Annotated in this window: 21 protein-coding genes and 1 pseudogene; 14 read left to right on the top strand and 8 right to left on the bottom strand. The window is 73.6% G+C overall.

Translation table 11 applies throughout. The annotated features are described in order from the left end of the window. From ACFY0F_RS05420 to ACFY0F_RS05410, 3 genes are read left to right on the top strand one after another with little or no spacing between them, the layout of a single operon-like run. Window positions 1–1,020, top strand: coding sequence for a glycosyltransferase family 9 protein (locus ACFY0F_RS05420; RefSeq protein ID WP_388789291.1), 1,020 nt, complete (start codon window positions 1–3; stop codon window positions 1,018–1,020). Beyond that, the gene (locus ACFY0F_RS05415) at window positions 989–1,933 is read left to right on the top strand and encodes a glycosyltransferase family 2 protein (protein WP_388789289.1); all 945 of its coding nucleotides are present in this window, start codon (window positions 989–991) and stop codon (window positions 1,931–1,933) included. Before ACFY0F_RS05420 ends, ACFY0F_RS05415 begins: the two co-directional genes overlap by 32 nt. Beyond that, window positions 1,930–2,847 (top strand): glycosyltransferase family 2 protein, encoded by a 918-nt coding sequence (locus ACFY0F_RS05410; RefSeq protein WP_388789286.1) that lies wholly within the window; start codon window positions 1,930–1,932, stop codon window positions 2,845–2,847. The genes ACFY0F_RS05415 and ACFY0F_RS05410 overlap by 4 nt, the downstream gene beginning before the upstream one ends. A gap of 67 nt (window positions 2,848–2,914) precedes the next feature. Here ACFY0F_RS05410 and ACFY0F_RS05405 read toward each other — a convergent pair whose 3' ends face one another. Both ACFY0F_RS05405 and ACFY0F_RS05400 read right to left on the bottom strand, forming a co-directional pair. After that, a complete protein-coding gene (locus tag ACFY0F_RS05405; protein WP_388789283.1) occupies window positions 2,915–3,073 on the bottom strand; it encodes a hypothetical protein in 159 nt (52 codons plus the stop codon). Window positions 3,074–3,089: 16 nt separating this feature from the next. Then, complete coding sequence (locus ACFY0F_RS05400; protein WP_388789281.1) at window positions 3,090–3,581, bottom strand: DUF1360 domain-containing protein; 492 nt, start codon at window positions 3,579–3,581, stop codon at window positions 3,090–3,092. A gap of 223 nt (window positions 3,582–3,804) precedes the next feature. On the opposite strand from ACFY0F_RS05400, the gene ACFY0F_RS05395 reads away from it, so the two are divergent. The 5 genes from ACFY0F_RS05395 (at window position 3,805) to ACFY0F_RS05375 (ending at window position 10,017) form a co-directional block, all read left to right on the top strand. After that, complete coding sequence (locus ACFY0F_RS05395; RefSeq protein ID WP_388789278.1) at window positions 3,805–5,031, top strand: polysaccharide pyruvyl transferase family protein; 1,227 nt, start codon at window positions 3,805–3,807, stop codon at window positions 5,029–5,031. 10 nt (window positions 5,032–5,041) lie between these two features. Beyond that, the gene (locus ACFY0F_RS05390; RefSeq protein WP_388789275.1) at window positions 5,042–6,496 is read left to right on the top strand and encodes an FAD-dependent oxidoreductase; all 1,455 of its coding nucleotides are present in this window, start codon (window positions 5,042–5,044) and stop codon (window positions 6,494–6,496) included. A 367-nt stretch (window positions 6,497–6,863) separates the two neighbouring features. Next, window positions 6,864–7,697: a hypothetical protein gene (locus ACFY0F_RS05385; protein ID WP_388789273.1), complete on the top strand. Its 834-nt coding sequence runs from the start codon at window positions 6,864–6,866 to the stop codon at window positions 7,695–7,697. A gap of 135 nt (window positions 7,698–7,832) precedes the next feature. Next, window positions 7,833–8,591: an IclR family transcriptional regulator gene (locus ACFY0F_RS05380; protein ID WP_388789270.1), complete on the top strand. Its 759-nt coding sequence runs from the start codon at window positions 7,833–7,835 to the stop codon at window positions 8,589–8,591. Between the two features lie 103 nt (window positions 8,592–8,694). Beyond that, entirely contained in the window at window positions 8,695–10,017 is a 1,323-nt protein-coding gene (locus ACFY0F_RS05375) for a PP2C family protein-serine/threonine phosphatase (protein ID WP_388789267.1), read from the top strand. A 19-nt stretch (window positions 10,018–10,036) separates the two neighbouring features. On the opposite strand, the gene ACFY0F_RS05370 is transcribed toward ACFY0F_RS05375, so the two are convergent. Next, window positions 10,037–10,468 carry an ATP-binding protein gene (locus ACFY0F_RS05370; RefSeq protein ID WP_388789264.1) on the bottom strand — a complete coding sequence of 144 codons (432 nt, stop codon included), beginning with the start codon at window positions 10,466–10,468 and terminating at the stop codon, window positions 10,037–10,039. 200 nt (window positions 10,469–10,668) lie between these two features. Here ACFY0F_RS05370 and ACFY0F_RS05365 point away from each other — a divergent pair, with 200 nt between their 5' ends. The 3 genes from ACFY0F_RS05365 to ACFY0F_RS05355 are packed head-to-tail and all read left to right on the top strand — an operon-like array spanning window position 10,669 to window position 13,410. Continuing rightward, the gene (locus ACFY0F_RS05365) at window positions 10,669–11,436 is read left to right on the top strand and encodes an IclR family transcriptional regulator (protein ID WP_388789261.1); all 768 of its coding nucleotides are present in this window, start codon (window positions 10,669–10,671) and stop codon (window positions 11,434–11,436) included. 50 nt (window positions 11,437–11,486) lie between these two features. Continuing rightward, window positions 11,487–13,010, top strand: coding sequence for a glycerol kinase GlpK (gene glpK / locus ACFY0F_RS05360; RefSeq protein ID WP_388789257.1), 1,524 nt, complete (start codon window positions 11,487–11,489; stop codon window positions 13,008–13,010). A gap of 7 nt (window positions 13,011–13,017) precedes the next feature. Beyond that, the gene (locus ACFY0F_RS05355; protein WP_388789254.1) at window positions 13,018–13,410 is read left to right on the top strand and encodes a DUF2267 domain-containing protein; all 393 of its coding nucleotides are present in this window, start codon (window positions 13,018–13,020) and stop codon (window positions 13,408–13,410) included. Window positions 13,411–13,446: 36 nt separating this feature from the next. Here the strand turns inward: ACFY0F_RS05355 and ACFY0F_RS05350 are convergent, their stop codons facing one another. The 4 genes from ACFY0F_RS05350 to ACFY0F_RS05335 all read right to left on the bottom strand — a co-directional run bounded on the left by ACFY0F_RS05350 (window position 13,447) and on the right by ACFY0F_RS05335 (window position 17,318). Further along, window positions 13,447–14,187, bottom strand: coding sequence for a YoaK family protein (locus tag ACFY0F_RS05350; RefSeq protein WP_388789251.1), 741 nt, complete (start codon window positions 14,185–14,187; stop codon window positions 13,447–13,449). Beyond that, a complete protein-coding gene (locus tag ACFY0F_RS05345; RefSeq protein WP_388789248.1) occupies window positions 14,168–14,692 on the bottom strand; it encodes a DoxX family protein in 525 nt (174 codons plus the stop codon). Before ACFY0F_RS05345 ends, ACFY0F_RS05350 begins: the two co-directional genes overlap by 20 nt. A gap of 19 nt (window positions 14,693–14,711) precedes the next feature. After that, on the bottom strand, window positions 14,712–15,374 hold the full coding sequence (locus tag ACFY0F_RS05340) for a hydrolase (protein ID WP_388789245.1): 663 nt from the start codon (window positions 15,372–15,374) through the stop codon (window positions 14,712–14,714). A gap of 63 nt (window positions 15,375–15,437) precedes the next feature. Then, window positions 15,438–17,318, bottom strand: a complete 1,881-nt coding sequence (locus ACFY0F_RS05335) for an amidohydrolase (protein WP_388789242.1) — start codon at window positions 17,316–17,318, stop codon at window positions 15,438–15,440. 246 nt (window positions 17,319–17,564) lie between these two features. Here ACFY0F_RS05335 and ACFY0F_RS05330 point away from each other — a divergent pair, with 246 nt between their 5' ends. Further along, window positions 17,565–18,536 (top strand): alpha/beta hydrolase, encoded by a 972-nt coding sequence (locus ACFY0F_RS05330; RefSeq protein WP_388789239.1) that lies wholly within the window; start codon window positions 17,565–17,567, stop codon window positions 18,534–18,536. A 21-nt stretch (window positions 18,537–18,557) separates the two neighbouring features. Continuing rightward, window positions 18,558–19,277: an alpha/beta fold hydrolase gene (locus tag ACFY0F_RS05325; protein WP_388789236.1), complete on the top strand. Its 720-nt coding sequence runs from the start codon at window positions 18,558–18,560 to the stop codon at window positions 19,275–19,277. A 91-nt stretch (window positions 19,278–19,368) separates the two neighbouring features. On the opposite strand, the pseudogene ACFY0F_RS05320 reads toward ACFY0F_RS05325, so the two are convergent. Further along, a pseudogene (locus ACFY0F_RS05320) lies at window positions 19,369–19,497 on the bottom strand (alpha/beta hydrolase); the annotation flags it as partial. Window positions 19,498–19,729: 232 nt separating this feature from the next. Between ACFY0F_RS05320 and ACFY0F_RS05315 the strand changes: the two are divergent. Continuing rightward, window positions 19,730–20,611, top strand: coding sequence for an LLM class F420-dependent oxidoreductase (locus ACFY0F_RS05315; RefSeq protein WP_388789233.1), 882 nt, complete (start codon window positions 19,730–19,732; stop codon window positions 20,609–20,611). Window positions 20,612–20,801 lie beyond the last annotated feature (190 nt).

Here is a 20,801-nt window from a genome sequence, read left to right as displayed (position 1 = left end):
GTGACCGCCGCACCCCGCCTGCTGGTGCTGCGCGCGCTGGGCCTCGGCGACCTCCTCGCCGGGGTGCCCGCACTGCGCGGCATCCGCCGGGCCCACCCCGGGCACCACATCGTCCTGGCGCTGCCCCCCGCGCTCACCGAGGCCGCCCTGGCCACCGGGACCGTCGACGGGGTGCTGCCCGCAGAGGCGCCGGAGCGCGGCGTGCCCTCCCTGGAGCACTGGCCGGGACCGCCCCCGGACCTCGCGATCGACCTGCACGGCAACGGGCCCGAGAGCCGCGACGCCCTCGCCGCGCTCCGCCCCGGGCGCCTGCTCGCCTTCGCCCACCCGGACCCGGCGCCCCGCCGCCCCGCCGACTGGCGCCCCGACGAGCACGAGCGCGAGCGGTGGTGCCGCTTCCTGCGGGCGTACGGCATCCCCGCCGACCCCGACGACGTACGCCTGCCCGCGCCGGACGCGCCCTCCCCGGCACCCGGCGCGGTCGTCGTGCACCCCGGTGCGGAGGCCGCCGCCCGCCGCTGGCCGGCCGAGCGCTACGCCGAGACCGTGCGACGGCTGCGTTGCGCAGGTCACCGGGTCGTCCTCACCGGCGGCCCGAAGGAGGACGGCCTGGTGCTGGACGTCGCCGCCCGCGCCGCCCTGCCCGCCCGGGACGTACTGCGCGGCGGGCTGCCCTTCGGCGCCCTGTCGGCGCTCATCGCCCACGCCGCGCTGGTCGTCAGCGGGGACACCGGCCCCGCCCACCTCGCGGTGGCGCACGGCACGCCGTCCGTCACCCTCTTCGGCCCGGTGCCGCCCCATCTGTGGGGCCCGCCGCCCTCCCCGCACCACCGCGCCCTGTGGCATCCCGGCCCGCCCGGCGACCCGCACGGCACCGCCCCCGACCCCCAGCTGCTGCGGATCACGGCCGACGAGGCGACCGGCGCCGTCCTGGCCCTGCTGCGATCCGGCCCGCCGAGCGCCCCGACCAGGAAGGGAGACGACGACCGTGTGCCCCCAGTCCCCTCGGCCCGCCCCTGACCCGGCACCCGCCCGCACCGCCGCCCCGGACGGCCGGGTCACCGTCGCCGTGATCACCCGCCGCGCCAGCGTGCTGCGCACCCTCGACGCCCTGGCAGCGCTGCCCGAACAGCCGCCCGTCATCGTCGTCGACAACGGCATCGACGACACCACCCTGACGGCGATACGCCGCCACCCGGCGGCCGTCCGGGTCCTCAGGCCCGGCCGGAACACCGGCGCCCTCGGCCGCAACCTCGCCGCACGGCACGCCCGCACGCCCTACGTCGCCTTCAGCGACGACGACTCCTGGTGGGAGCCGGGAAGCCTCGGCCGGGCCGCCGACGTGCTGGACGCCCACCCCCGCCTCGGCCTGCTGGCCGCCCGCACCCTCGTCGGCGCCGACGGCACCGAGGACCCGCTCAACGACGTGCTCGCCGCCTCCCCGCTGCCACGCGAGACAGACCTGCCGGGCCGTCCGGTCCTCGGCTTCCTCGGCTGCGCCTGCGTGGTGCGCCGGGACGCCTTCCTCGCCGCGGGTGGATACCACCCGGTGCTCTTCTTCGGCGGCGAGGAGACCCTGCTCGCCTACGACCTCGCGGCCGGCGGCTGGGGTGTCGCCTACGAGCCCTCCCTGACCGCCCGCCACCACCCCGAGCCCTCCCACCGCACCGACCGCGGCCACCTCCAGCTCCGCAACGAGATCCTCACCCTGTGGCTGCGCCGCCCGGTCCCGGTCGCCCTCAGGGCCAGCGCCCGCCTGGCCGCCGCCGCCCTCACCGGCCGGCCCGCCGCCCGCCCGGCCCTGCGCGGAGTGCTCACCCGCCTTCCGGCCGCCCTCGCCCGGCGCCGCAGGCTGCCCCCGCACGTGGAGCGGGCGGCCCGGCTGCTCGACGGCCCCACGCCCGCCACGACCCGGGAAAGCACACCGGCATGATGAACGCACGCACCACCGAACGCGACGACCGCACCACCGTCGTGGTGATCACCCACAACCGGCGCGCCGAACTCCTGCGCACCCTCCGGCTGTTGCGTGAGCTGCCCGAGCGGCCTGCGGTGACCGTCACCGACAACGGCTCCCGCGACGGCACGGCCGAGGCGGTCCGCCGCGACTTCCCCGAGGTGCGGCTGCTGACTCCGGGCCGCAACCTGGGCGCCGTCGGCCGCAACCTCGCGGTACGCGGGGTGCGCACCCCTTACATCGCCTTCTGCGACGACGACTCCTGGTGGGAGCCGGGCAGCCTGCGGCGCGCCGCGGACATCCTCGACGCACGGCCGCGACTCGCGGGCGTCACGGCCCGCATCCTCGTGGAGCCCGGCGGCACGGAGGACCCCGTGGTACGTGAGCTGCGGGATTCCCCGCTGACCGGACCCGAGTGGCTGCCGGGGCCGCCGCTGGGCTCCTTCCTCGCGGCGGCCACCGTGCTGCGCACCGACGCCTTCCGCACCGCGGGCGGCTTCCACCCCGGCCTCTGGCTGGGCGGCGAGGAGGAACTGCTGGCCACCGACCTGCAGCGGCAGGGCTGGTGGCTGAGCTACGCCGAGGAACTGACGGTCCACCACGAGGCGTCCGTACTGCGGGACAGCACGGCCCGCCGGGTCCTCGGGCTGCGCAACACGCTGTGGTTCACCTGGCTGCGCCGCCCGCTCGGTCCCGCGCTGCGCCGCACCGCCCACCTGCTGGCCACCGTCCCCCGGGACGCCGCCTCCGCCCGCGCCTTCGCCCACGCGGCGGCCGGGCTGCCCTGGGTGCTGCGGCAGCGCGACCCGGTCCCGCCGGAACTCGAGCGGCGGCTGACGCAGCTGCAACGCGCCCGCCGCGACTCACCCGCCCGGCGGTACGTGGGCTGAGCGCCCCTCGACGTGCCAGGGCCCCGGGCGAGCAGCCCGGGGCCCTGGCACGCGATGCCGACGGGTTTCAGGAGCCGGTGCCCTCGGGGTCCTCGGGCACGTCCGTGTCGTCCCGGTCGCCCTCCGCCTGCGACGGCGTCGGGTGCTCCGGGGAGTCGGCGGCGCTCGTGGTGGTGTCCGGCTCTTCCGCTTCGCCCTCGGCCTGGGAGGGGGTGTGGTCGCTCATCGTGCTCTCTCCTCGGTCACTCCTCGGTCGCCTGCTGCGTCCAGGTCCAGGCGTACTGCAGCCAGTCCGCCACCGTGAGCGCGCCCAGCCCGCCGCAGACCAGGCGGGTGGCCCGGGGCGCCGAAGCGTAGGCGCACACCAGAACGCCGGCCAGCCAGGCCGAGGTGCAGAACGGGCAGGACACCAGCTCGCCGACGGCTCGCCGCACCCCGTGGCCGCGGGGCGTGTCCGTGACCTCGCTCGCCTCGTCCTCGGACTCGCGGCGGGTGAACGGTGCCCGCACGAAACCGGTGACCTTGTCCCTCGTCAGCAGCCTGGAGCCCTTGTACGCGGCGGCGCCCATGAGGGCGACGTCCCAGGGCGGCACCGTCCGCGGCAGCCGTACACCGCGGCGGCGCGCGACCGCGGCGAACACGGCGACACCCGCCGTGAACGTGCCGGCGAGCAGGGCATAGCCCCCCAGGGGCTCCTCACCCTCGCCCTCGTACCGCACGGTGTCCGTCGTCATGGCACCTCCCTGCTGTCGACCTGTCCGCCCTTGTCACCGGGCCGGCACCGAGTTCCCCGGGGCGGCACCACCACACGTCGCTGGGCGGCGGGCCGCGGTCCTGAGGCGGGGCGGGGCCCGACCGCCCATACTTGTTGCTACGTACGGATCTGCGTACGGAGCCCTTCCCGGAGACGGACCCGCCGCCGTGCGGCGCGCCACCTCCCCCGACAAGGAGTTCCGGATGACCCAGACCCAGCGTCCGTCTCCGTCGCATCTGCGGATCGGCCTGCTCGGTTCGTACGGCGGGTGCAACATCGGCGACGAGGCGATCCTGAGTTGCGTCCTCGCCTGCCTGCGCGCGCACCGGCCCCACGCCCGCCTCGTCGTCTTCAGCCGACACGCCGACCACACCCGGCTCCACCAGGCGCACGCCGACGAGGTGGTGCCCTGGGAGGGCGTCCCGCAGAAACCCGTGCTCGACGCCCTGGCGAGCCTGGACCTGCTGGTGCTCGGTGGCGGCGGAATCCTGTACGACGGGGAGGCGCGGCGCTATCTGCGGCTGGTCCGGGCGGCCCAGGACCGCGGAGTGCGCACCTTCGCCTACGCCGTCGGCGCGGGCCCGCTGCGCGAGCCGGAGGACCGGGAGGCGGTGCGCACCGTGCTGCCCGCGATGGACGACGTCGTGGTCCGCGACGAGGAGTCCCGGCTGGTCCTCGAGGAGGTCGGCGTCGAGCGGGAGCTCACCGTCACCGCCGACCCGGCGCTGCTGCTGCCGGCGGAACCCTTCACCGAGCGGATGATGCGCCAGGAGGGACTCCCCGTCGGCGGACGTCTGGTCGGGATGTCCGTGCGGGAGCCGGGCCGGGCCGCGGAGAACCTCGACGAGGCGAGCTACCACGCCCTCCTCGCCGACGTGGCGGACTTCCTGACCCGGCGCCTGGACGCGCACGTCGTCTTCGTACCGATGGAACGCCAGGACGTCCACCACGCGCACGGCGTCCTGTCCCGGATGAGCGCCCCGGACCTGGGCCGGATCCTGCACAACTCCTACAGCCCGGGCCAGGTGCTGGGCTTCATGCGCCACCTCGACCTGGTGGTCGGCATGCGTCTGCACCTCGTGATCTTCGCAGCGGTCACCGGCCTGCCCTACCTGCCGCTGCCGTACGCCGGCAAGGTCTTCGACTTCGCCCGCCGCACCGGCGCGCCGGCACTGGTCGGCGTGGCCCGGGAACAGGCGGGACTGCTGCTCGCCGAGGTGGACCGGCTGTGGGACGAGTTCCCCGAGCGGCACGCGGACCTGGGCGCCCGGGTGGCCGGGCTGCGCGCCCTGGCCGGCCGGACCTGTGTCCGCTGCGGCGACCTCCTCGACTCACTCGACGGCGGCCCGCTGGGCGCCGCACGGAACCGCGAAGCCGATCTGTGCCTGTTCGCCACGGGGGCGGCGCCGGCGCGGACCGATGGCGCGTAGCGGGGGACAGATGCCAGTTCTGGAAGAACCGCCCCGCCTGCGGACCGTCACCCTCCCGCCGCGCCCGGCCCGGCACGGCGGGCGGACCGACGTCCTGGTGGTCGGCGGCGGCCCGGCCGGCACCGCGGCGGCGTACGCGGCCGCCGACGCCGGCGCGGACGTGGTCCTGGTGGAGCGCTACGGCTTCCTCGGCGGCAACGCCACCGTGGCCCTCGTGATGCCGTTGATGTCCTTCCACAACGAGCACAAGCAGGCCGTGTTCGCCGACCCGTGGGAGCAGGGCGAGCGGCTGCTGCCCGGTGACCACGGCGAGGGCGAGGCGGTGGTCGCCGGCTTCCTGCGGCGGCTGCTGGACCGGCTCACCGAACGCGGCGGCTGCGTCCCGCCCTCGCTGGAGACCGGCTACACCGTCCCGTTCGACCCGGAGGTGTACAAATCCGTGCTCCTCGATCTGCTCGACGGGGCGGGTGTCCGCCTGCTGCTGCACGCCTTCGCCTCCACCGCACTGCCCCTGGACGACGGCTGGCGGGTGGTGTTCGAGACGAAGTCGGGGCCGGTGGTGATCGACGCCGGGGTCGTGGTCGACGCGACCGGCGACGGGGACGTGGCCGCCGCCGGCGGGGCGCCCTGCGAGGTCGGCCGCCCCGAGGACGGGCTCGTACAGCCGATGACGCTGATGTTCCGCGTCGTGGACTTCGCCCAGCCGCGGTTCACCGAGTACGTGCGCTCCCATCCCGACCAGTGGCGCGGAGTGCACGGGCTGTGGGACCTGGTCGAGGAGGCCGCGGCGGCCGGCGAACTGCACCTGCCCCGCGAGGACGTCCTGTTCTTCGGCACGCCCCATCCGCACGAGATCGCCGTGAACAGCACCCGGGTCACCGGGGCGCTCGGCATCGACGTCTGGGACCTGACCCGGGCCGAGTACACCGCCCGCCGCCAGATGACCGAGATCGACCGCTTCCTGCGCACCCGGGTCCCGGGCTTCGAGGACGCCTACGCGGTGCAGAGCGGCACCCAGATCGGCGTACGGGAGACCCGCCGCGTCCTCGGTGACTACCAGCTCACCGGAGACGACATCCTGCGGGCCCGCGCCTTCCCGGACGTCGTCGCGCACGGCGCCTACCCGATCGACATCCACAACCCGGAGGGCACCGGAACCGTCCTGAAGCGCGTGCCACGAGGGCGTTTCTACGACATCCCGCTGCGCGCCCTGCTGCCGCGCGGCGTCGAACGGCTGCTGGTCGCCGGCCGCTGCATCTCCGGCACCCATGTGGCGCACTCCTCGTACCGGGTGATGCCCATCGCCATGGCGACCGGCCAGGCCGCGGGCGTCTGCGCCGCGCTCGCCGTACGCCTCGGCCGGCGCCCCCGCGAGGTGCCCCACCGGATCGTCCAGCAGGAACTCCTGCGCCAGGGCGCCCGCCTGCGCTGCGAGGCCGCCGACCTGTCGCCGACGCCTCAGTGACCTTGCCTCGCCCCCGCCGGAGCCGGCTCCGGTGCGGGCTCAGGCGGCGTCGGCTCGGGAGGCGGGGTCGGCGAGGGGCCGGGCGGCGGCTCGGGCACCGGCTTCGGCAGCGGTGGGCCGGGCGCCGGATCGGGACGGCCCGGGACCGGCGGGGCCGGGGCGGGTTCCGGTGGGACGGGGATGGGCGGCTGGACCATGTTCTCCTCCTTCGTCCTCATGGCTACGGGCTGCTGCGTGTTCCCCGTACGCCGGACGTCACGCCCCGCGACGGTCCCGAGCCTTCTGTCGCTCGAAGTCCTGGCGAGAACGGTCCGGTTGGCGGGGCCATGGTCGGGCCCTTGCGCTCTGTTCGCTACCATCCCTGGGCATGACGATGCGGGGGTGGCGACTGGGTGTCGTGGTGGTGCTGGTGGCACTCTGCGTCTCCGGTCCAGGACGCCCGGAGACCGTCCGTACGGCGTCGGATCTCGGCCCCCTCCCGGCCGACCGCTACGACTTCACGCCCCAGGACTACCAGCGATCGCAGCGGGTGTCGGCGTTGCTGGTCCGGCAGTGCATGGCGGAGCACGGCCACCCGGACTTCCCGCTCGACCCCCGCTACCCCAGCGATCCCATCGTCGCCACCGCGGTCGGCACCGACTACGGTGCCCTTGACCTCGACGCCGCCCGCCGCTGGGGCTACGGCTGGGACCCGGCGAAGTCCCTGGCTCTGCGGCCGAAGGGCCGCCGCATGACCGACGCCGAGTTCGCGGACTTCCCCGCCTGCAGCGCGGAGTCGAGCCGGCGGCTGATGCGCGGCATCGACGTCAAGCGGGACTGGGTCTACGCAAGTACACGGGGGATCGAGATCGACAAGGCCGTCAAGCGCGACCCGCGCCTGCGTGCGGCGTGGGATGTGTGGTCCCGCTGTGTGGCGGAGCAGGGGTTCAAGCGCTACCCCGACCCCGTGGCGGCGTACACGGACACCGCTTGGCAGCGGGGCAGTGACGGCAACACCCGGCATACGCCGCGGGAGCGGGCCACCGCCACCGCGGACGTCGCCTGCAAGCGCCGCCACCGTACGGCCGAGCTCTGGCACGCCGTCCGGGCGCGGGAACAGGCCGTGGACATCTCCAGGCACCGTGACCGCTACGCCGCAGGGCTGCAGGCGCTGCGGACGTACCGGGCCACCGTCGCCGAGGTGCTGCGGAAGCTCGGGTAGAGCCGAACACTCCGGCCGGGGAGTACTCCAGCACGTCCGTACCGCCGAAGTGCACGGCGGCGGTGGTGCCCCACGGCCGGCGGCCCCGGGCGTGCAGCCCTTGCCTGGGGCGGGGGCCCGGCGCAGGCTGGTCGTATGGCTGCTCAAGACGGCCCCACCCTGATCGGCTCCGTGCAACGTGCCTTCCGTCTGCTGGAAGCGGTGAGCGCGCACGCGAACGGCGCGCCGGCCAAGCAGCTGGCCCGGGAGACGGGACTCCCGCTCGCCACCGCCTATCACCTGCTGCGCACCCTCGTGTACGACGGCTACGTGCGAAAGCTCGACGACGGCGGGTTCGTACTGGGCGACAAGCTGCAGACGCTGCACGTCAGAGGCGGCGGACAGGCACTGCTCAGCCGGGTCCGGCCCACGCTCGCCGCGCTGCGGGACGAGCTCGCGACCGCCGCCTACCTGACCTTCTACGAGGAGGGCGAGATCCGCGTCGCGGAGATCGTCGACGGTCCCCGGGCGCCCCGGGTCGACCTCTGGGTGGGGTTCGAGGACGCGGGGCACGCCACCGCGCTGGGCAAGTCCGTGCTGCGGGAGCTCGACGACGAGGCCCGCCGGGACTACCTCTCCCGCCACCATCTCGCCGACCTGACACCGCGCACCATCACCAGCGCCCCCGAACTGCTCCGGCAGCTCGACACCTCGCCCGTGGCCCCGGCCGTCACCGACCTCGAGGAGTACTCCCTCGGCACGGTGTGCGTGGCCGTGCCGGTCTACAGCGGGAACACGCTCGGCTCGCTCGGTGTCTCCCTGCCGGCGGACCGGGTCTCCCGGCTGGGGGAGATCCGCGCCCGGCTGCTGCCGACGGCGAGCCGTGTCACCAGGGGCCTGTCGCTCACTATCTGAAAATCCGCTCCTTGTCGCGCCGAGGACCGAACCCGTTTCCTGGATTAAACGGACTTATGGGAAGTACCTCCCCGGCTTAGAGACAGAGGACTGCGGACTACACATGAGTCAGGCGCGAGACCATGGCGGCGACCACCGGCCGACACGACTGTTCAGGAGGCGAGCGGCCGGTCCCGTGTCCAGAAGGCGAGCGGCCGGCCCCGGAGCCTCCGTCCGCAGACGCGCCGCCGCGCGGCTGGCCGCCGGCACCCCCGTACTGCCCGCACTGATCGTCTGCCTGGTCGTCCTCGTGGACCTCGCCGGGGGAGCGGGGCGGATCTGGCTGCCGCTGCTCGCCGCCGGGCCCGCGCTGGCCGCCACCACCAACGGGCCGCGCGGAGTCCTGAGCGTCGGACTCCTCGCCGCGGTGCCGAGCGCGACCCTGGGCGTCTGGCACGGTGTTCCCGGTCACGAACTGGCGGCGGTCCTGGCCGCCCTGACGGCCGTCACCCTGGCGAGCGGGCTCACCAGCGCGATGCGCGGGCGGCGCGAACGGGTGCTCGCGGCCGTCCGTTCGGTCGCGGAGGCCGCTCAGCACGCCCTGCTCAGGCCGGTGCCCGCGATGGTCGGCCCCTTCCAGGTGGCCGTCCGTTACAGTGCCGCCGCGGCGGAGGCCCGTATCGGCGGGGATCTGTACGCCCTGCTGCCCACCCCGTACGGAGTCCGGCTGATCGTCGGTGACGTGCGCGGCAAGGGGCTGCCCGCCGTGGGCACCGCCGCCCTGGTGCTCGGTGTCTTCCGGGAGGCCGCCTACGATGAACCCGACCTCCTCGCCGTCGTCGGCAGGATCGAGCGGAGCCTGGCGCGCAACCTCGGGGACGACGACTTCGTCACCGCCGTCGTCGCCGGATACCCCTCGGCCGGGCGGCTCGAGGTGGTCAACTGCGGGCACGCGCCACCCCTGCTGGTGCGGGCGTCCGGCGGCGTGGAGACGGTGGAGCCGGACCGTCCGGCGCCGCCCCTCGGGCTGCGCGCCCTCTCGGGCGAGGCACCCGGACTGAAATCACTGCCCTTCGCCGACGGGGACCAGCTGCTGCTGTACACCGACGGGGTCACCGAGGCCCGCGACCACGGCCGCACGTTCTACCCGCTCGCCGAGGGACTGGCGCGCCATGTGTCCGACGAACCGGCCCGCACCCTCGCCGCCCTCCATGACGAACTGCTGGCCCATGTGGGCGGCCGGCTGCACGACGACGCGGCGCTGCTCCTGCTGCGCATACCGACCGCCTCCGAGTCGCCGGGCACCGCGGCGGCCGTCACCGCGCTCCCCGGCGTCCCCCGCGCCACGGTCCCCGCGGAGCGCGACTCCGAGCGGTGCTGCCCCGAGCGGTACGCCTGCGAGCGGTTGCGCAACCCCGTCCGGCAGCCCCTGCCGGAGCAGGCCTGACCTGCCCGGAAGCGGGTTATCACGGCGCGACGAGATCCGCCCACCGGGTCACGCCGCCGGAGTGGACGCGCATGCCGTGCCGGGTCGCCAGCGCATGGACGATCTGCTCGCCCCGGCCGTGCTCGTCCGGGTCCACACCGGCCGGCGGCTGTCCGGCCTCCCGCGCCGGCCCCGCATCGGTGACCTCGACCCGTAGCGTGCCCGCCCCCGCCTCCCGGGCCCAGGACAACCGCAGCTCGGCGGGCGGCAGGGCGTGCACGAGCGCGTTGGTGAGCAGCTCCGACACCACCAGGAGCGAGTCCTCGACGATCTCCCGGGACACCTTCCAGCCGGCGAGCACGGCCGCGACGCGCCGGCGCACGGCGGGAACGGCCCCGGTGACGGGCTGCAGCGGACACACGTGTTCCACTGCGCCCCGGAGCATCGGGCCGAGCTCGAGCTGTACCGACATCGTCGTCTCTCCTCCGGTGGGCGCGATCGGCCGGGCGCTGGGCCGCAGCGCACGGAGCCGGGCCTCATAGCAACCTAGGTATCCGGACGAAGCAGGTCAATGAACGGCGGTCGGCATTGCCGAACGCCGGCGGGTGGGCGGCCACGGGGCGTCCACCTGCTCGAAAAGCGGACCGACCGCGACGGTAATAGGCTCAGCTCATGACCGGCCCGGTCCAGTCCATCGAACGGGCGGCGGCGATCCTGCGCCTGCTAGCCGGCGGGCCTCGCCGACTCGGGCTCGGTGAGGTGGCGGCCTCGCTCGGGCTGGCGAAGGGCACCACCCACGGCATACTGCGCACCCTCCAGCACGTGGACTTCGTCGAGCAGGACGCGGCGACCGGAAAGTACCAGCTCGGGGCCGCCCTGCTGCATCTGGGCACCAGCTACCTCGATGTCAACGAGCTGCGGTCGCGCTCCATCAACTGGGCCGACGCCCTGGCCGCCCGCAGCGGGGAAGCGGTCCGCCTGGGCACCCCGCTGGAGGGCAAGGTCCTCGTCGTCCACCATGTGTTCCGGCCCGACGACACGCTCCAGACCCTGGACGTGGGCTCGCTGCTGCCGCTGCACGCCTCCTCCCTCGGCAAGGTGCTGCTGGCCTTCGGGACCGCTCCCCTGGAGCCCGCCCTGGAGTCCGGCCTCGAGGCGTACACCCGGCACACCCTGGTGGTGCCGGAGCAGCTGACCCGGGCCCTCGCCGAGGTCAGGGAGGTCGGGTGGGCCGCCGAGGTCGAGGAGATGAGCGTGGGCGAAGCCGGCATCGCCGCGCCGATCCGAGGACACGGCGGACTCGTGGTGGGTGCCGTCGGAGTGTCCGGCCCGGTCGAGCGGATCTGTGACGGCCGGGGCCGGCCCCGGCCGAACCTGATCACCCTGCTGCGGGAGGCGGCACGGGCGATCTCCAGAGACCTCGGAGCGGCTCGCTGGTAGCGGCGCCGGCGGTCCCCGCCCCGCGACACATCGGAAGGGCAGAGCCGATCATGGTTGAACGGTATGTGATGTCCGTCGATCAGGGCACCAACTCCACCCGGTGCATTCTGTTCGACCATCACGGGCGGCTGGTGTCCGTCGCCCAGCGGGAGCACCGGCAGCACTTCCCCCGGCCCGGATGGGTCGAGCACGACGCGGTCGAGATCTGGCGCAATCTGGAGCGCATCATGCCCGAGGCCCTGTCCGGCGCTCACATCGGCGTCTCGGAGGTCGCCGCCGTCGGTGTCACCAACCAGCGGGAGACGACGGTGCTCTGGGACCGGCGGACGGGGGAACCGTTGGGCAGGGCGATCGTCTGGCAGGACACCCGCACGGCGCCGCTCGTCGAGGAACTGAGGCGCGACCCGGGCGAGGAGTTCTTCCTCGAGCGCTGCGGCCTGCCCCCCTCGACCTACTTCTCGGCGCTCCGCGTCCGCTGGCTGCTCGACCAGGTCGACGGACTCCGCCGGCGCGCCCGGGACGGCGAGGTGCTGTTCGGCACGATGGAGAGCTGGCTGATCTGGAACCTCACCGGCGGAACGGACGGCGGACTGCACATCACCGACGCCACCAACGCCAGCCGCACCATGCTGATGAACATCCGCTCGCTCACCTGGGACGAGGAACTGCTGGCGTGCTTCGGCATACCCCGTCCCATGCTGCCCGAGATACGGTCCTCCGCCGAGGTCTACGGTCAGGCCCGCGCGGTCCTGCCCGGGGTCCGCATCACCGCCGCCCTCGGTGACCAGCAGGCCGCCCTGTTCGGACAGACCTGCTTCTCCCCGGGCGAGGCGAAGTGCACCTACGGAACGGGCAGCTTCCTGCTGCTCAACACCGGCGCCGACGTCGTACGGTCCCGGCACGGGCTCCTGACGACCGTCGCCTACAAGATCGGCGACCAGCGGCCGGCCTACGCCCTGGAGGGTTCGATAGCCGTCACCGGTTCGCTGGTCCAGTGGTTCCGTGACCGTCTGGGACTGATCAGCACCGCGCCGGAGATCGAGACCCTCGCCCGGACGGTCGAGGACAACGGCGGCTGCTACATCGTCCCCGCCTTCTCCGGTCTCTTCGCGCCCCGCTGGCGCAGCGACGCACGCGGTGTCATCGTCGGCCTCACGTCGTACATCACCAAGGGACACCTGGCCCGGGCCGTTCTGGAGGCCACCGGCTGGCAGACCCGCGAGGTCGTCGACGCCATGAACGCCGACTCCTCGCTGGCGCTGAACGAGCTGAAGGTGGACGGCGGCATGACGGCGGACAACCTGCTCATGCAGTTCGTGGCCGACGTGCTCGACGTACCCGTGGTACGGCCCATGGTCGCCGAGACGGTCTCCCTCGGCGCCGCCTACGCCGCGGGGCTCGCCGCCGGTTACTGGCCGGATCTGGAAGTCCTGCGCCGCAACTGGCACCGGGCCGCCCAATGGCTGCCGGACATGGATCCCGAGCGGCGGGAGCTGGAGTACGACAACTGGCAGCGCGCCGTGGAGCGCTCACTGGGCTGGATCAGACCACCGAAACACACCCGACCGAAGTGAGGTGGCCATGGACTGCGACGAGTTCATCGCCCGGGTCCGCGAGCGCGGCGAGTACCGGAGCACGGACGAGGCCCAGAAGATCACCGAGGACGTCCTCGAGGTCCTGGGGCAGCGGATCGACGCCGGGCAGGCCGAGGACCTGGCGTCCCGGATGCCCGACCCGCTCGGGCGGGCGCTGACCGGACCCGGACGACGGCAGCCGGAGGAGTTCGGGATCGAGGAGTTCTACCGGCGGGTGGCGGACCGCACCGGTGCCCGGCCGCGCACCGCGCAGTGGGACGCCGGCGCGGTCCTGACGACCGTCGCCGACTCCGTCACCGGCGGCGAACTCGACCGGTTCGTCAGCCGGCTCCCCGCCGGCTACGCCGTCCTGTTCGGCCGGGCGGACCCGGCCGGCTGAGGTCCGAAGCCCGCCCGCCGCGGCCGCGGGCCGGGCTCACCCCGCCTGGTTCCCGGCCCACACGGCGCCGGAGGTGGAGAGTCGGTGCGTGGTCAGCGAGGTGCCCGCGAGCAGCACGAGCGCCAGGCCCAGGGTCACCACCAGGTGGGCGTGTGCGATGAGTACGGCACCCGTGAGCGCCCCGGCGAACATGGCCAGCACGGACAGCACCCGGCGGCCGGGCCGGGGCGCCGCGCCGCCCGCCGGGGAGGAGTCGGCGGCCAGCCCCGTCAGGGTCAGCGTCAGCACGGTGGTGGTGAGATCCGGCACCCCCAGGCGGCGGGCGGCCGCGTTCTGCACGCCCATGGCGAGACCCAGCGACACGATCAGGGCGTAGCGGACGCCGGTGGTGACATGGCCGTCGGTGGCCGCGGCGACCGCCACGGCGACGGCGACCAGCGCCGTCTGCACCGCGGTGGCCGTCCGCAGCAGATGCCCGCGGTGGGCGGCGAACCGGGTCCCGAGACGGCCGCCGACGAGCGCCCCCAGCAGGAACGCCGCCAGCGACACGGCCGAGGCGAGCGCCGACAGACCGGCCGCGCCCGCCAGGGCGAAGCCGAGGAAGACCACGTTCCCCGTCATGTTGGCGACGAAGACGTGCCCGAGCGCCAGATAGCTCACCGCGTCGACCAGCCCCGTGACCACGGTCAGGGCCAGCATCAGCGGCGGCAGCGGACCGTGCCGGTCGCCGCTCGGCGGCACCAGGGTCCGGGCCGCGTCAGTCAGCAGCCGGCGCATACGGCGCTCCCCCCGGCGACGGGGCCGGACGGCGCAGCACCATCCGGGTGAGCAGCCCGGCGGCCGGGCCGGTCACGACCGCCGCCGCACCGGTCCACCACGGCGGGCCGGCCAGGCCCAGCACCTGGTCGGCCGACCAGCGGCCGGGACCGGTGAGTGCCAGGACCGCCGAGACGACGACGAGGACCAGCGGGTACTCGTAGCCGTCGTTCTGCACCCACAGGCCGTTGCGCCACTTGACGGTGGAGGCGACCGTCATGACTCCCATGGCGGCCATGGCCGCCATGGGAGTGAGGAGTCCGGCCGCCAGGAACACGCCGGCGCCGACCTGGCTGCCGCCCGCGGCGAGCGCGGTGAGCCGGCCGCCGCGGAAGCCGTCGTGCCGGAACTCCTCCGTCCCGCCCGCCAGACCGCCGCCCCCCAGCCGGAAACTGACCTTCTGCACTCCGTGACCGGCGATGAGGAGACCCGCCACCAGCCTCAGGACCAACAGTCCGGTGTCCATCGTGTCGCCCGCGCCCCGGTCAGCCGGCCGCGTGGGCGCCGATGACGGCCTGCGCGTAGACGATGCCCATGCCGTAGGCGCCGCCGTGCTCCTTGACGACCTCCGTGACCGGGACGTACGTGTCGGTCCGCGCCCAGTCCCGCTGGAGCTCCAGCAGTACCTGCACCCAGGTCACGGGCACGGCACCGGCCTGCGCCATGCGCTGCACGGCGTGCTCGTGGGCCTGCGGGCTGACACCGCCGGACGCGTCGGTGACGACGTACACCTCGTAGCCCTGGGCCAGCGCGGACAGCGTCGGCAGGACGACGCACACCTCGGTCCACAGACCGGCGATGACCAGCTTCTCGCGGCCGGTCGCCTTGACCGCCTCGACGAAGGCGATGTCCTCCCAGGCGTTCATCGTGCTGCGGTCGATGATCTTCTGCTCCGGGAACACCGCCGCGAGCTGCGGCAGGATCGGGCCGGAGAAGGACTCGGCGGCCACGGTGCTCAGCACCACCGGTACGTCGAACACCTTGGCGGCCTTGGCCAGGCCCACGGTGGAGTTGATGATGGCGGTGCGGTCGCCGCTTCCGGTGCCGAAGAACATCTGCGGCTGGTGGTCCACGAACAGCACCGCGCAGTTGTCGGGGGTCAGCAGGTCCGGGCTGGGAGCCGCGGTGACCTCGGCGATGTCGATCATGTGTGTGCCTTTCCTCGAGTGGTGATGTGTCGGCAGGGGAGGGGTCGGGAGGGAGTCAGAAAGTCAGAGGGAGAAGCAGGGATCGAAGGAGGTGCCCGCCGTCGGTGCGAGGGAGCCGCGGCGGACCCGCCACTGCCGGTGCAGATCCGCCTCGGCGACGGCCTCCGCCAGGGACTCGGCCTGCCGGACGCCCGGCAGTCCGGCGCCGGGCGCTGCCTGGTAGCCGCCGAAGTGCGCCACCGGGCTCCAGGCGGGACTGACAGGGGGCAGCTCCTCGTCGAGGCCCTCGTACTCGGCGGCCGCGTACACGATCCGGCCGCCGGTGACCGTCAGCAGCGACTCGATGTGCGGGATCACCGGTTCGGCCACGGTGAGGAAGTCCTCGGAAAGGATCGCGAGGTCCGCGTGACACCCCGGGCGCAGCACGCCCTTGACGTCCTCCTCACCGGTCAGCGCGGCCCCGGACCGGGTGAACAGGGCCAGTGCGGTCTCCCGGTCGAGACGGTGCCGCGGGGCGCGCAGTGCCAGGTCGCCGACGGTGCGGCCGCTGACCAGCCAGTGCAGGGCGACCCACGGGTTGTAGCTGGAGACCCGGGTGGCGTCCGTGCCGGCGCCCACCGTCAGCCCGCGCGCCAGCATGTCCCCGATCGGCGGGGCGTCCGCGGCGGCGCCGGTGCCGTACCGGCGGGCGAAGGCCTCGCCCTGGAACGACAGCCGGTTCTGCACGGACAGCGCCCCGCCGAGCGCGGCGATACGGTCGAGGCTGTCCGGGGAGACGGTCTCCGCGTGGTCGAACAGCCAGCGGTTCCCGGCCGGGAACAGCCCGTCCGCGGCGAGTTTCTCGAACACCGTCAGGTCGCGGCGGATGGTCTCGTCGTAGGTGGCGTGCAGCCGGAAGCCCCAGCCGTTCTCCATGAGCAGCCGGACCGCCTTCTCGAACTCCGCCTCGTAACCGGGCGCGAGTTCCGGGCGCGGCTGGCTGAAATTCTCGAAATCCGCCGCCGCCCAGGTCAGGTTCTCACCCGCGCCGTTCAGCCGTAGCCAGGCGTCCCCGTCCTCGGGGCGGGCCATCTCGATCCAGCGGGTCAGGTCGGCGATCTCCTGGCCCGGTGTCTGCGGAAAGAGATGATAGGCGATCCGCAGCGAAAGCCGGCCCTCCCCGGCCAGTTCCACGATCGTCCGGTAATTGTCGGGGAAATTCTGGAATCCGCCGGCCGCGTCGATCGCCGACGTCAGTCCGAACCGGTTGAGTTCCCGCAGGAAATGCCGGGTCGAGGTCTTCCTGTCCTCGCCCTGGAGCACCGGCGCCTTGGCCAGCGTCGCATAGAGGACGAGGGCGCTGGGGGCCGCCAGCAGCATGCCCGTCGGCTCCCCGTCCCGGCCGCGCACGATCTGCCCGCCCTTCGGGTCGGGCGTGTCCCTGCCGAACCCGGCCGCCTTGAGCGCCGCCCGGTTGAGCACGGCCGCCTGGTACAGGTGCAGCACGAACACGGGGGTGTCCGGCGCGGCGGCGTTCAACTCGGCGACCGTCGGCAGCCGCCGCTCGGCGAACTGCTCCGCCGACCAGCCGCCCACCACCCGCACCCACTGCCCCTTCGGGGTGCGCGCGGCCTGCTCGCGCAGCATCGCCAGGCCCTGGCGCAGCGTCGGCACACCGTCCCAGCGCAGTTCGAGCACGTAGTTGAGGCCGCCACGGATCACGTGCAGATGGGCGTCGTTGAGGCCCGGCACCACCCGCCGGCCGAGCGCGTCCACCACCCGCGTGGCCGCCCCGACGCGGCTGGCCACGTCCGCGTCGTCGCCCACGGCCGTGACGATCCCGTCGGTCACGGCGAGCGCGGTCGCGTGCGGGCGGCGCGGGTCCTGTGTGTGGATCCGCGCATTGCGGACCACGAGTTCCGCGGCGTTGTCGGTGGCTCGCGGGACCAAACCGCCGACCGGCATGGATGACACCGTGGGAAACCCCTCCCGAAATCGAATTGTTCGGTGTCACGCTAAGCCGGGCCGCCGGTCCCGTGTGTACGGTGAGTGCACCGAATGCGTTCTCAAAGTGCACTGACAGATCCCCGGAATTCCGTGCGCTGTGAGAACAGTGTCAGTGCACTACCGGGCAATGTACGGCCGTCCGCCGGTATTAGCGTTACGTGCGTATCGACATCACCGCACCACCGGAAACACCAGGAGAAGCCCATGTCCGACTCCGTCGAGCCGGTCACTCCGGTACTGGAGCCCGCGGCGGCCGCCTTCGCCCAGGCGACCGCGAACCCGCCCTACCTCTTCGACCTGCCCCCCGCGGAAGGGCGCAAGGCGGTCGACGAGGTGCAGTCCGGCGACATCGACAAGCCCGCCGTCGACGAGGAATGGATCACCGTCTCCGGCGGTCCCACCGGCAGCGTCCGGGCCCGCATCGTCAGGCCCGCCGGCACCGAGGGCCCCCTGCCGGTGATCCTCTACATCCACGGGGCCGGCTGGGTCTTCGGCAACGCCCACACCCACGACCGCCTGGTGCGCGAACTCGCCGTCGGCGCGGACGCCGCCGTCGTCTTCCCCGAGTACGACCTCTCGCCCGAGGCCCGCTACCCGGTCGCCGTCGAGCAGAACTACGCGGTCGCCCGGTGGGTCGTCCAGGAGGGCGGGTCCAAGGCCCTGGACGGCTCGCGGCTCGCCGTGGCCGGTGACTCCGTCGGCGGCAACATGACCGCCGCCCTGACCCTGATGGCCAAGGAGCGCGGCGACGTCCCGCTGGTCCAGCAGGTGCTGTTCTACCCGGTCACGGACGCGAGCTTCGACACCGGCTCCTACCACCAGTTCGCGGAGGGCTACTTCCTGCGCCGCGACGGCATGCAGTGGTTCTGGGACCAGTACACGACCGACCCGGCCGAGCGCGCCGAGATCACCGCCTCCCCGCTGCGCGCCACCACCGAACAGCTCACCGGCCTGCCCCCGGCCCTGGTCGTCACGGCCGAGGCCGACGTGCTGCGCGACGAGGGCGAGGCCTACGCGAACAAGCTCCGCGCGGCCGGTGTCCCGGTCACCGCGGTCCGTGTCCAGGGCATCATCCACGACTTCGTGATGCTCAACGCCCTGCGCGAGACGCACGCGGCCGCGTTCGCCATCACGCTGGCCCAGGAGACCCTGCGCGCCGCCCTGCACACCGCCTGAACCTCCCGGGAGACATCCGCCATGACCACCTCCACGCCCACCGTCGTCCTCGTCCACGGTGCCTTCGCCGACGCCGGCAGCTGGTCCGGCGTCATCGCCGAACTGCAGGGCCACGGCATCCCCGTCATAGCCCCGCCCAACCCGCTGCGCGGCCTCGCCTCCGACGCCGCCTACATCGCCTCCGTCGCCGCGCAGATCGACGGCCCCGTCGTCCTGGTCGGCCACTCCTACGGTGGCGCCCTGATCACCGTGGCCGGCACCACCGAGAACGTCGTCGGGCTGGTCTACGTCGCCGCCTACGTCCTTGAGGAGGGCGAGAGCCTCGGCGAGCTGCAGGGCCGGTTCCCACTCTCCCCGCTGGTCAGCAACCTCAAGGAGTGGACGTACCCGGTGGCGGGCGGTGACCCGGCCGTCGAGGTCACCATCGCCGAGGACGCCTTCCCGTCCGTCTTCGCAGCCGACGTGCCCGCGGGCGTCACCAAGATCCTCGCCGCGGCGCAGCGTCCGCTCGCCGCCGCCGCGTTCGAGGAGACCGCCGCCGCGGCCGCCTGGAGGACCAAGCCCTCCTGGGCGCTGATCGCCGGCGCCGACGAGGCGATCAACCCGGAGGTCGAGCGTTTCGGTGCCAAGCGCGCGGGCGCGACCGTCGTCGAGCTGGAGGGCGCCTCGCACGCGGTCGCCGTCTCGCAGCCGAAGGAGGTCGCCGACCTGATCCGCGAGGCGGTCGGCGCGACGAGCTGACCGGTCCGCGCACGGCCGGCCGCGCGGCCGGTGCTCACAACCCGCACCCCCGTCGTGTGCGGTGGCCTTAACCCCCGGTGATCAACAGAGCGACGCGCGTCCCGGGGCCCTGACGGACGGCGTCGATCTCCTCCGGGGTGAGCCCGGGAGAGATCACATCCTTGATCATCTCCAGGGCGGCGGCGAGTTCCGGGTCGAACGGGGGCGGGGCCGACGTCATGGCTTCTCCTCACACGGGGGGTGCTGCGGCTCGTTCGGTCATCATCGGCGCGCCGCTCACGGTGCGGAGGCCGCCGTACGGCGGAACCTGCCCGCCGTTCGGCGGGTGGCCCGGTCGCCGTCCCCCTCTTCCCGGACCACTTCGCGGGGTTGACTTGGAGAGCGCTCGAAGGCCTAGCGTCTCCACTCGACGTCGGATCCGCCGACGCCGGTCCGGGCGAACGGAGAAGCACATGCGGGTGGGCGTGCACATCAATCGCTTCGATCACTCCGGGGGAGCGCCCGCGCTCGGCGCCGAACTGGCCGCCGCCGGAGCCGCGGCCGAGGCGGCGGGCGTCAGCTGGCTCTCGGTCATGGACCACTACTTCCAGATGGAGTTCAACGGCGGCGCCGAGGACCCTATGCTGGAGGCGTACACGACCCTCGGTTACCTTGCCGGTCGCACCTCGACGGTGCGGCTCGGCGCGCTGGTGACCGGAGTGACGTACCGCCACCCCGGACTGCTCGCCAAGATCGCCACCACGCTGGACGTGCTCTCCGGGGGCCGGGCCACGCTGGGGATCGGGGCGGCCTGGTACGACCGCGAGCACCACGGGCTCGGCGTGCCCTACCCGCCGCTCGCGGAGCGGTTCGAGCGGCTGGAGGAGACCCTGCGGATCTGCCTGCAGATGTGGGACCCGGAAAACGACGGTCCCTTCGAGGGCCGCCACTACCGGCTCGCCGAGACGCGGTGCGTGCCGGCGCCGGTGAGCGCCCCGCACCCGGAGATCATGATCGGCGGCGGGGGAGAGAAGAAGACACTGCGGCTGGTCGCGCGCTACGCGGACGCCTGCAACCTGATCCCCGCCTCGCCGGAGGAACTCCGGCACAAGCTGGACGTCCTGCGCGGCCACTGCGACACCGTCGGCCGCGACCACGACGCCATCCGCAAGACCGTCCTGTACACCGGGGAGCACGCCACCACCGGTGACCTGGACGCCTTCAGCCGGGACATCGAGGGCTACACGAAGCTGGGCGTCGACACCGTGATCCTGGCCCCGCGCCTGGGCGGCACCTCCGAGTGGATGGAGCGGTTCGTCGCACCGGCCGTGCAGCGGCTGGCAGGGCTCGACTGATGTGACTCAGGGGCCGGAGCCCGTACGGGACGCTGTTGGTTAATCCCGGCCTTCGCGTGACGTCGGTTCCCCAGACCTTGTTGTGGTCTGGGGAGCCGACGTTGTCGTATGGGGAGGGTGTCGATGTCGATGCAGCCGCGGGAGCCGGGGGAGGTCCCGGTGGAGACGGTGCGGGTGGCCCGGGCGGCTT

This window comes from Streptomyces sp. NPDC001544 (assembly GCF_042894285.1).
In the GTDB taxonomy this organism is placed as follows: Bacteria; Actinomycetota; Actinomycetes; order Streptomycetales; family Streptomycetaceae; genus Streptomyces.
Note: the sequence above shows the minus strand (reverse complement) of the source record. Positions and strands in the feature narration are given on the sequence as shown.

Coding starts and splice junctions, on each gene's coding strand:
- ACFY0F_RS05330 (WP_388789239.1), top strand. CDS start 17,565: ATGTCCGACTCCGTCGAGCCGGTCACTCCGGTACTGGAGCCCGCGGCG.
- ACFY0F_RS05350 (WP_388789251.1), bottom strand. CDS start 14,187: ATGCGCCGGCTGCTGACTGACGCGGCCCGGACCCTGGTGCCGCCGAGC.
- ACFY0F_RS05410 (WP_388789286.1), top strand. CDS start 1,930: ATGATGAACGCACGCACCACCGAACGCGACGACCGCACCACCGTCGTG.
- glpK (WP_388789257.1), top strand. CDS start 11,487: ATGGTTGAACGGTATGTGATGTCCGTCGATCAGGGCACCAACTCCACC.
- ACFY0F_RS05325 (WP_388789236.1), top strand. CDS start 18,558: ATGACCACCTCCACGCCCACCGTCGTCCTCGTCCACGGTGCCTTCGCC.
- ACFY0F_RS05340 (WP_388789245.1), bottom strand. CDS start 15,374: ATGATCGACATCGCCGAGGTCACCGCGGCTCCCAGCCCGGACCTGCTG.
- ACFY0F_RS05395 (WP_388789278.1), top strand. CDS start 3,805: ATGACCCAGACCCAGCGTCCGTCTCCGTCGCATCTGCGGATCGGCCTG.
- ACFY0F_RS05365 (WP_388789261.1), top strand. CDS start 10,669: ATGACCGGCCCGGTCCAGTCCATCGAACGGGCGGCGGCGATCCTGCGC.
- ACFY0F_RS05385 (WP_388789273.1), top strand. CDS start 6,864: ATGACGATGCGGGGGTGGCGACTGGGTGTCGTGGTGGTGCTGGTGGCA.
- ACFY0F_RS05405 (WP_388789283.1), bottom strand. CDS start 3,073: ATGAGCGACCACACCCCCTCCCAGGCCGAGGGCGAAGCGGAAGAGCCG.
- ACFY0F_RS05355 (WP_388789254.1), top strand. CDS start 13,018: ATGGACTGCGACGAGTTCATCGCCCGGGTCCGCGAGCGCGGCGAGTAC.
- ACFY0F_RS05380 (WP_388789270.1), top strand. CDS start 7,833: ATGGCTGCTCAAGACGGCCCCACCCTGATCGGCTCCGTGCAACGTGCC.
- ACFY0F_RS05390 (WP_388789275.1), top strand. CDS start 5,042: ATGCCAGTTCTGGAAGAACCGCCCCGCCTGCGGACCGTCACCCTCCCG.
- ACFY0F_RS05375 (WP_388789267.1), top strand. CDS start 8,695: ATGAGTCAGGCGCGAGACCATGGCGGCGACCACCGGCCGACACGACTG.
- ACFY0F_RS05315 (WP_388789233.1), top strand. CDS start 19,730: ATGCGGGTGGGCGTGCACATCAATCGCTTCGATCACTCCGGGGGAGCG.
- ACFY0F_RS05345 (WP_388789248.1), bottom strand. CDS start 14,692: ATGGACACCGGACTGTTGGTCCTGAGGCTGGTGGCGGGTCTCCTCATC.
- ACFY0F_RS05400 (WP_388789281.1), bottom strand. CDS start 3,581: ATGACGACGGACACCGTGCGGTACGAGGGCGAGGGTGAGGAGCCCCTG.
- ACFY0F_RS05335 (WP_388789242.1), bottom strand. CDS start 17,318: ATGCCGGTCGGCGGTTTGGTCCCGCGAGCCACCGACAACGCCGCGGAA.
- ACFY0F_RS05370 (WP_388789264.1), bottom strand. CDS start 10,468: ATGTCGGTACAGCTCGAGCTCGGCCCGATGCTCCGGGGCGCAGTGGAA.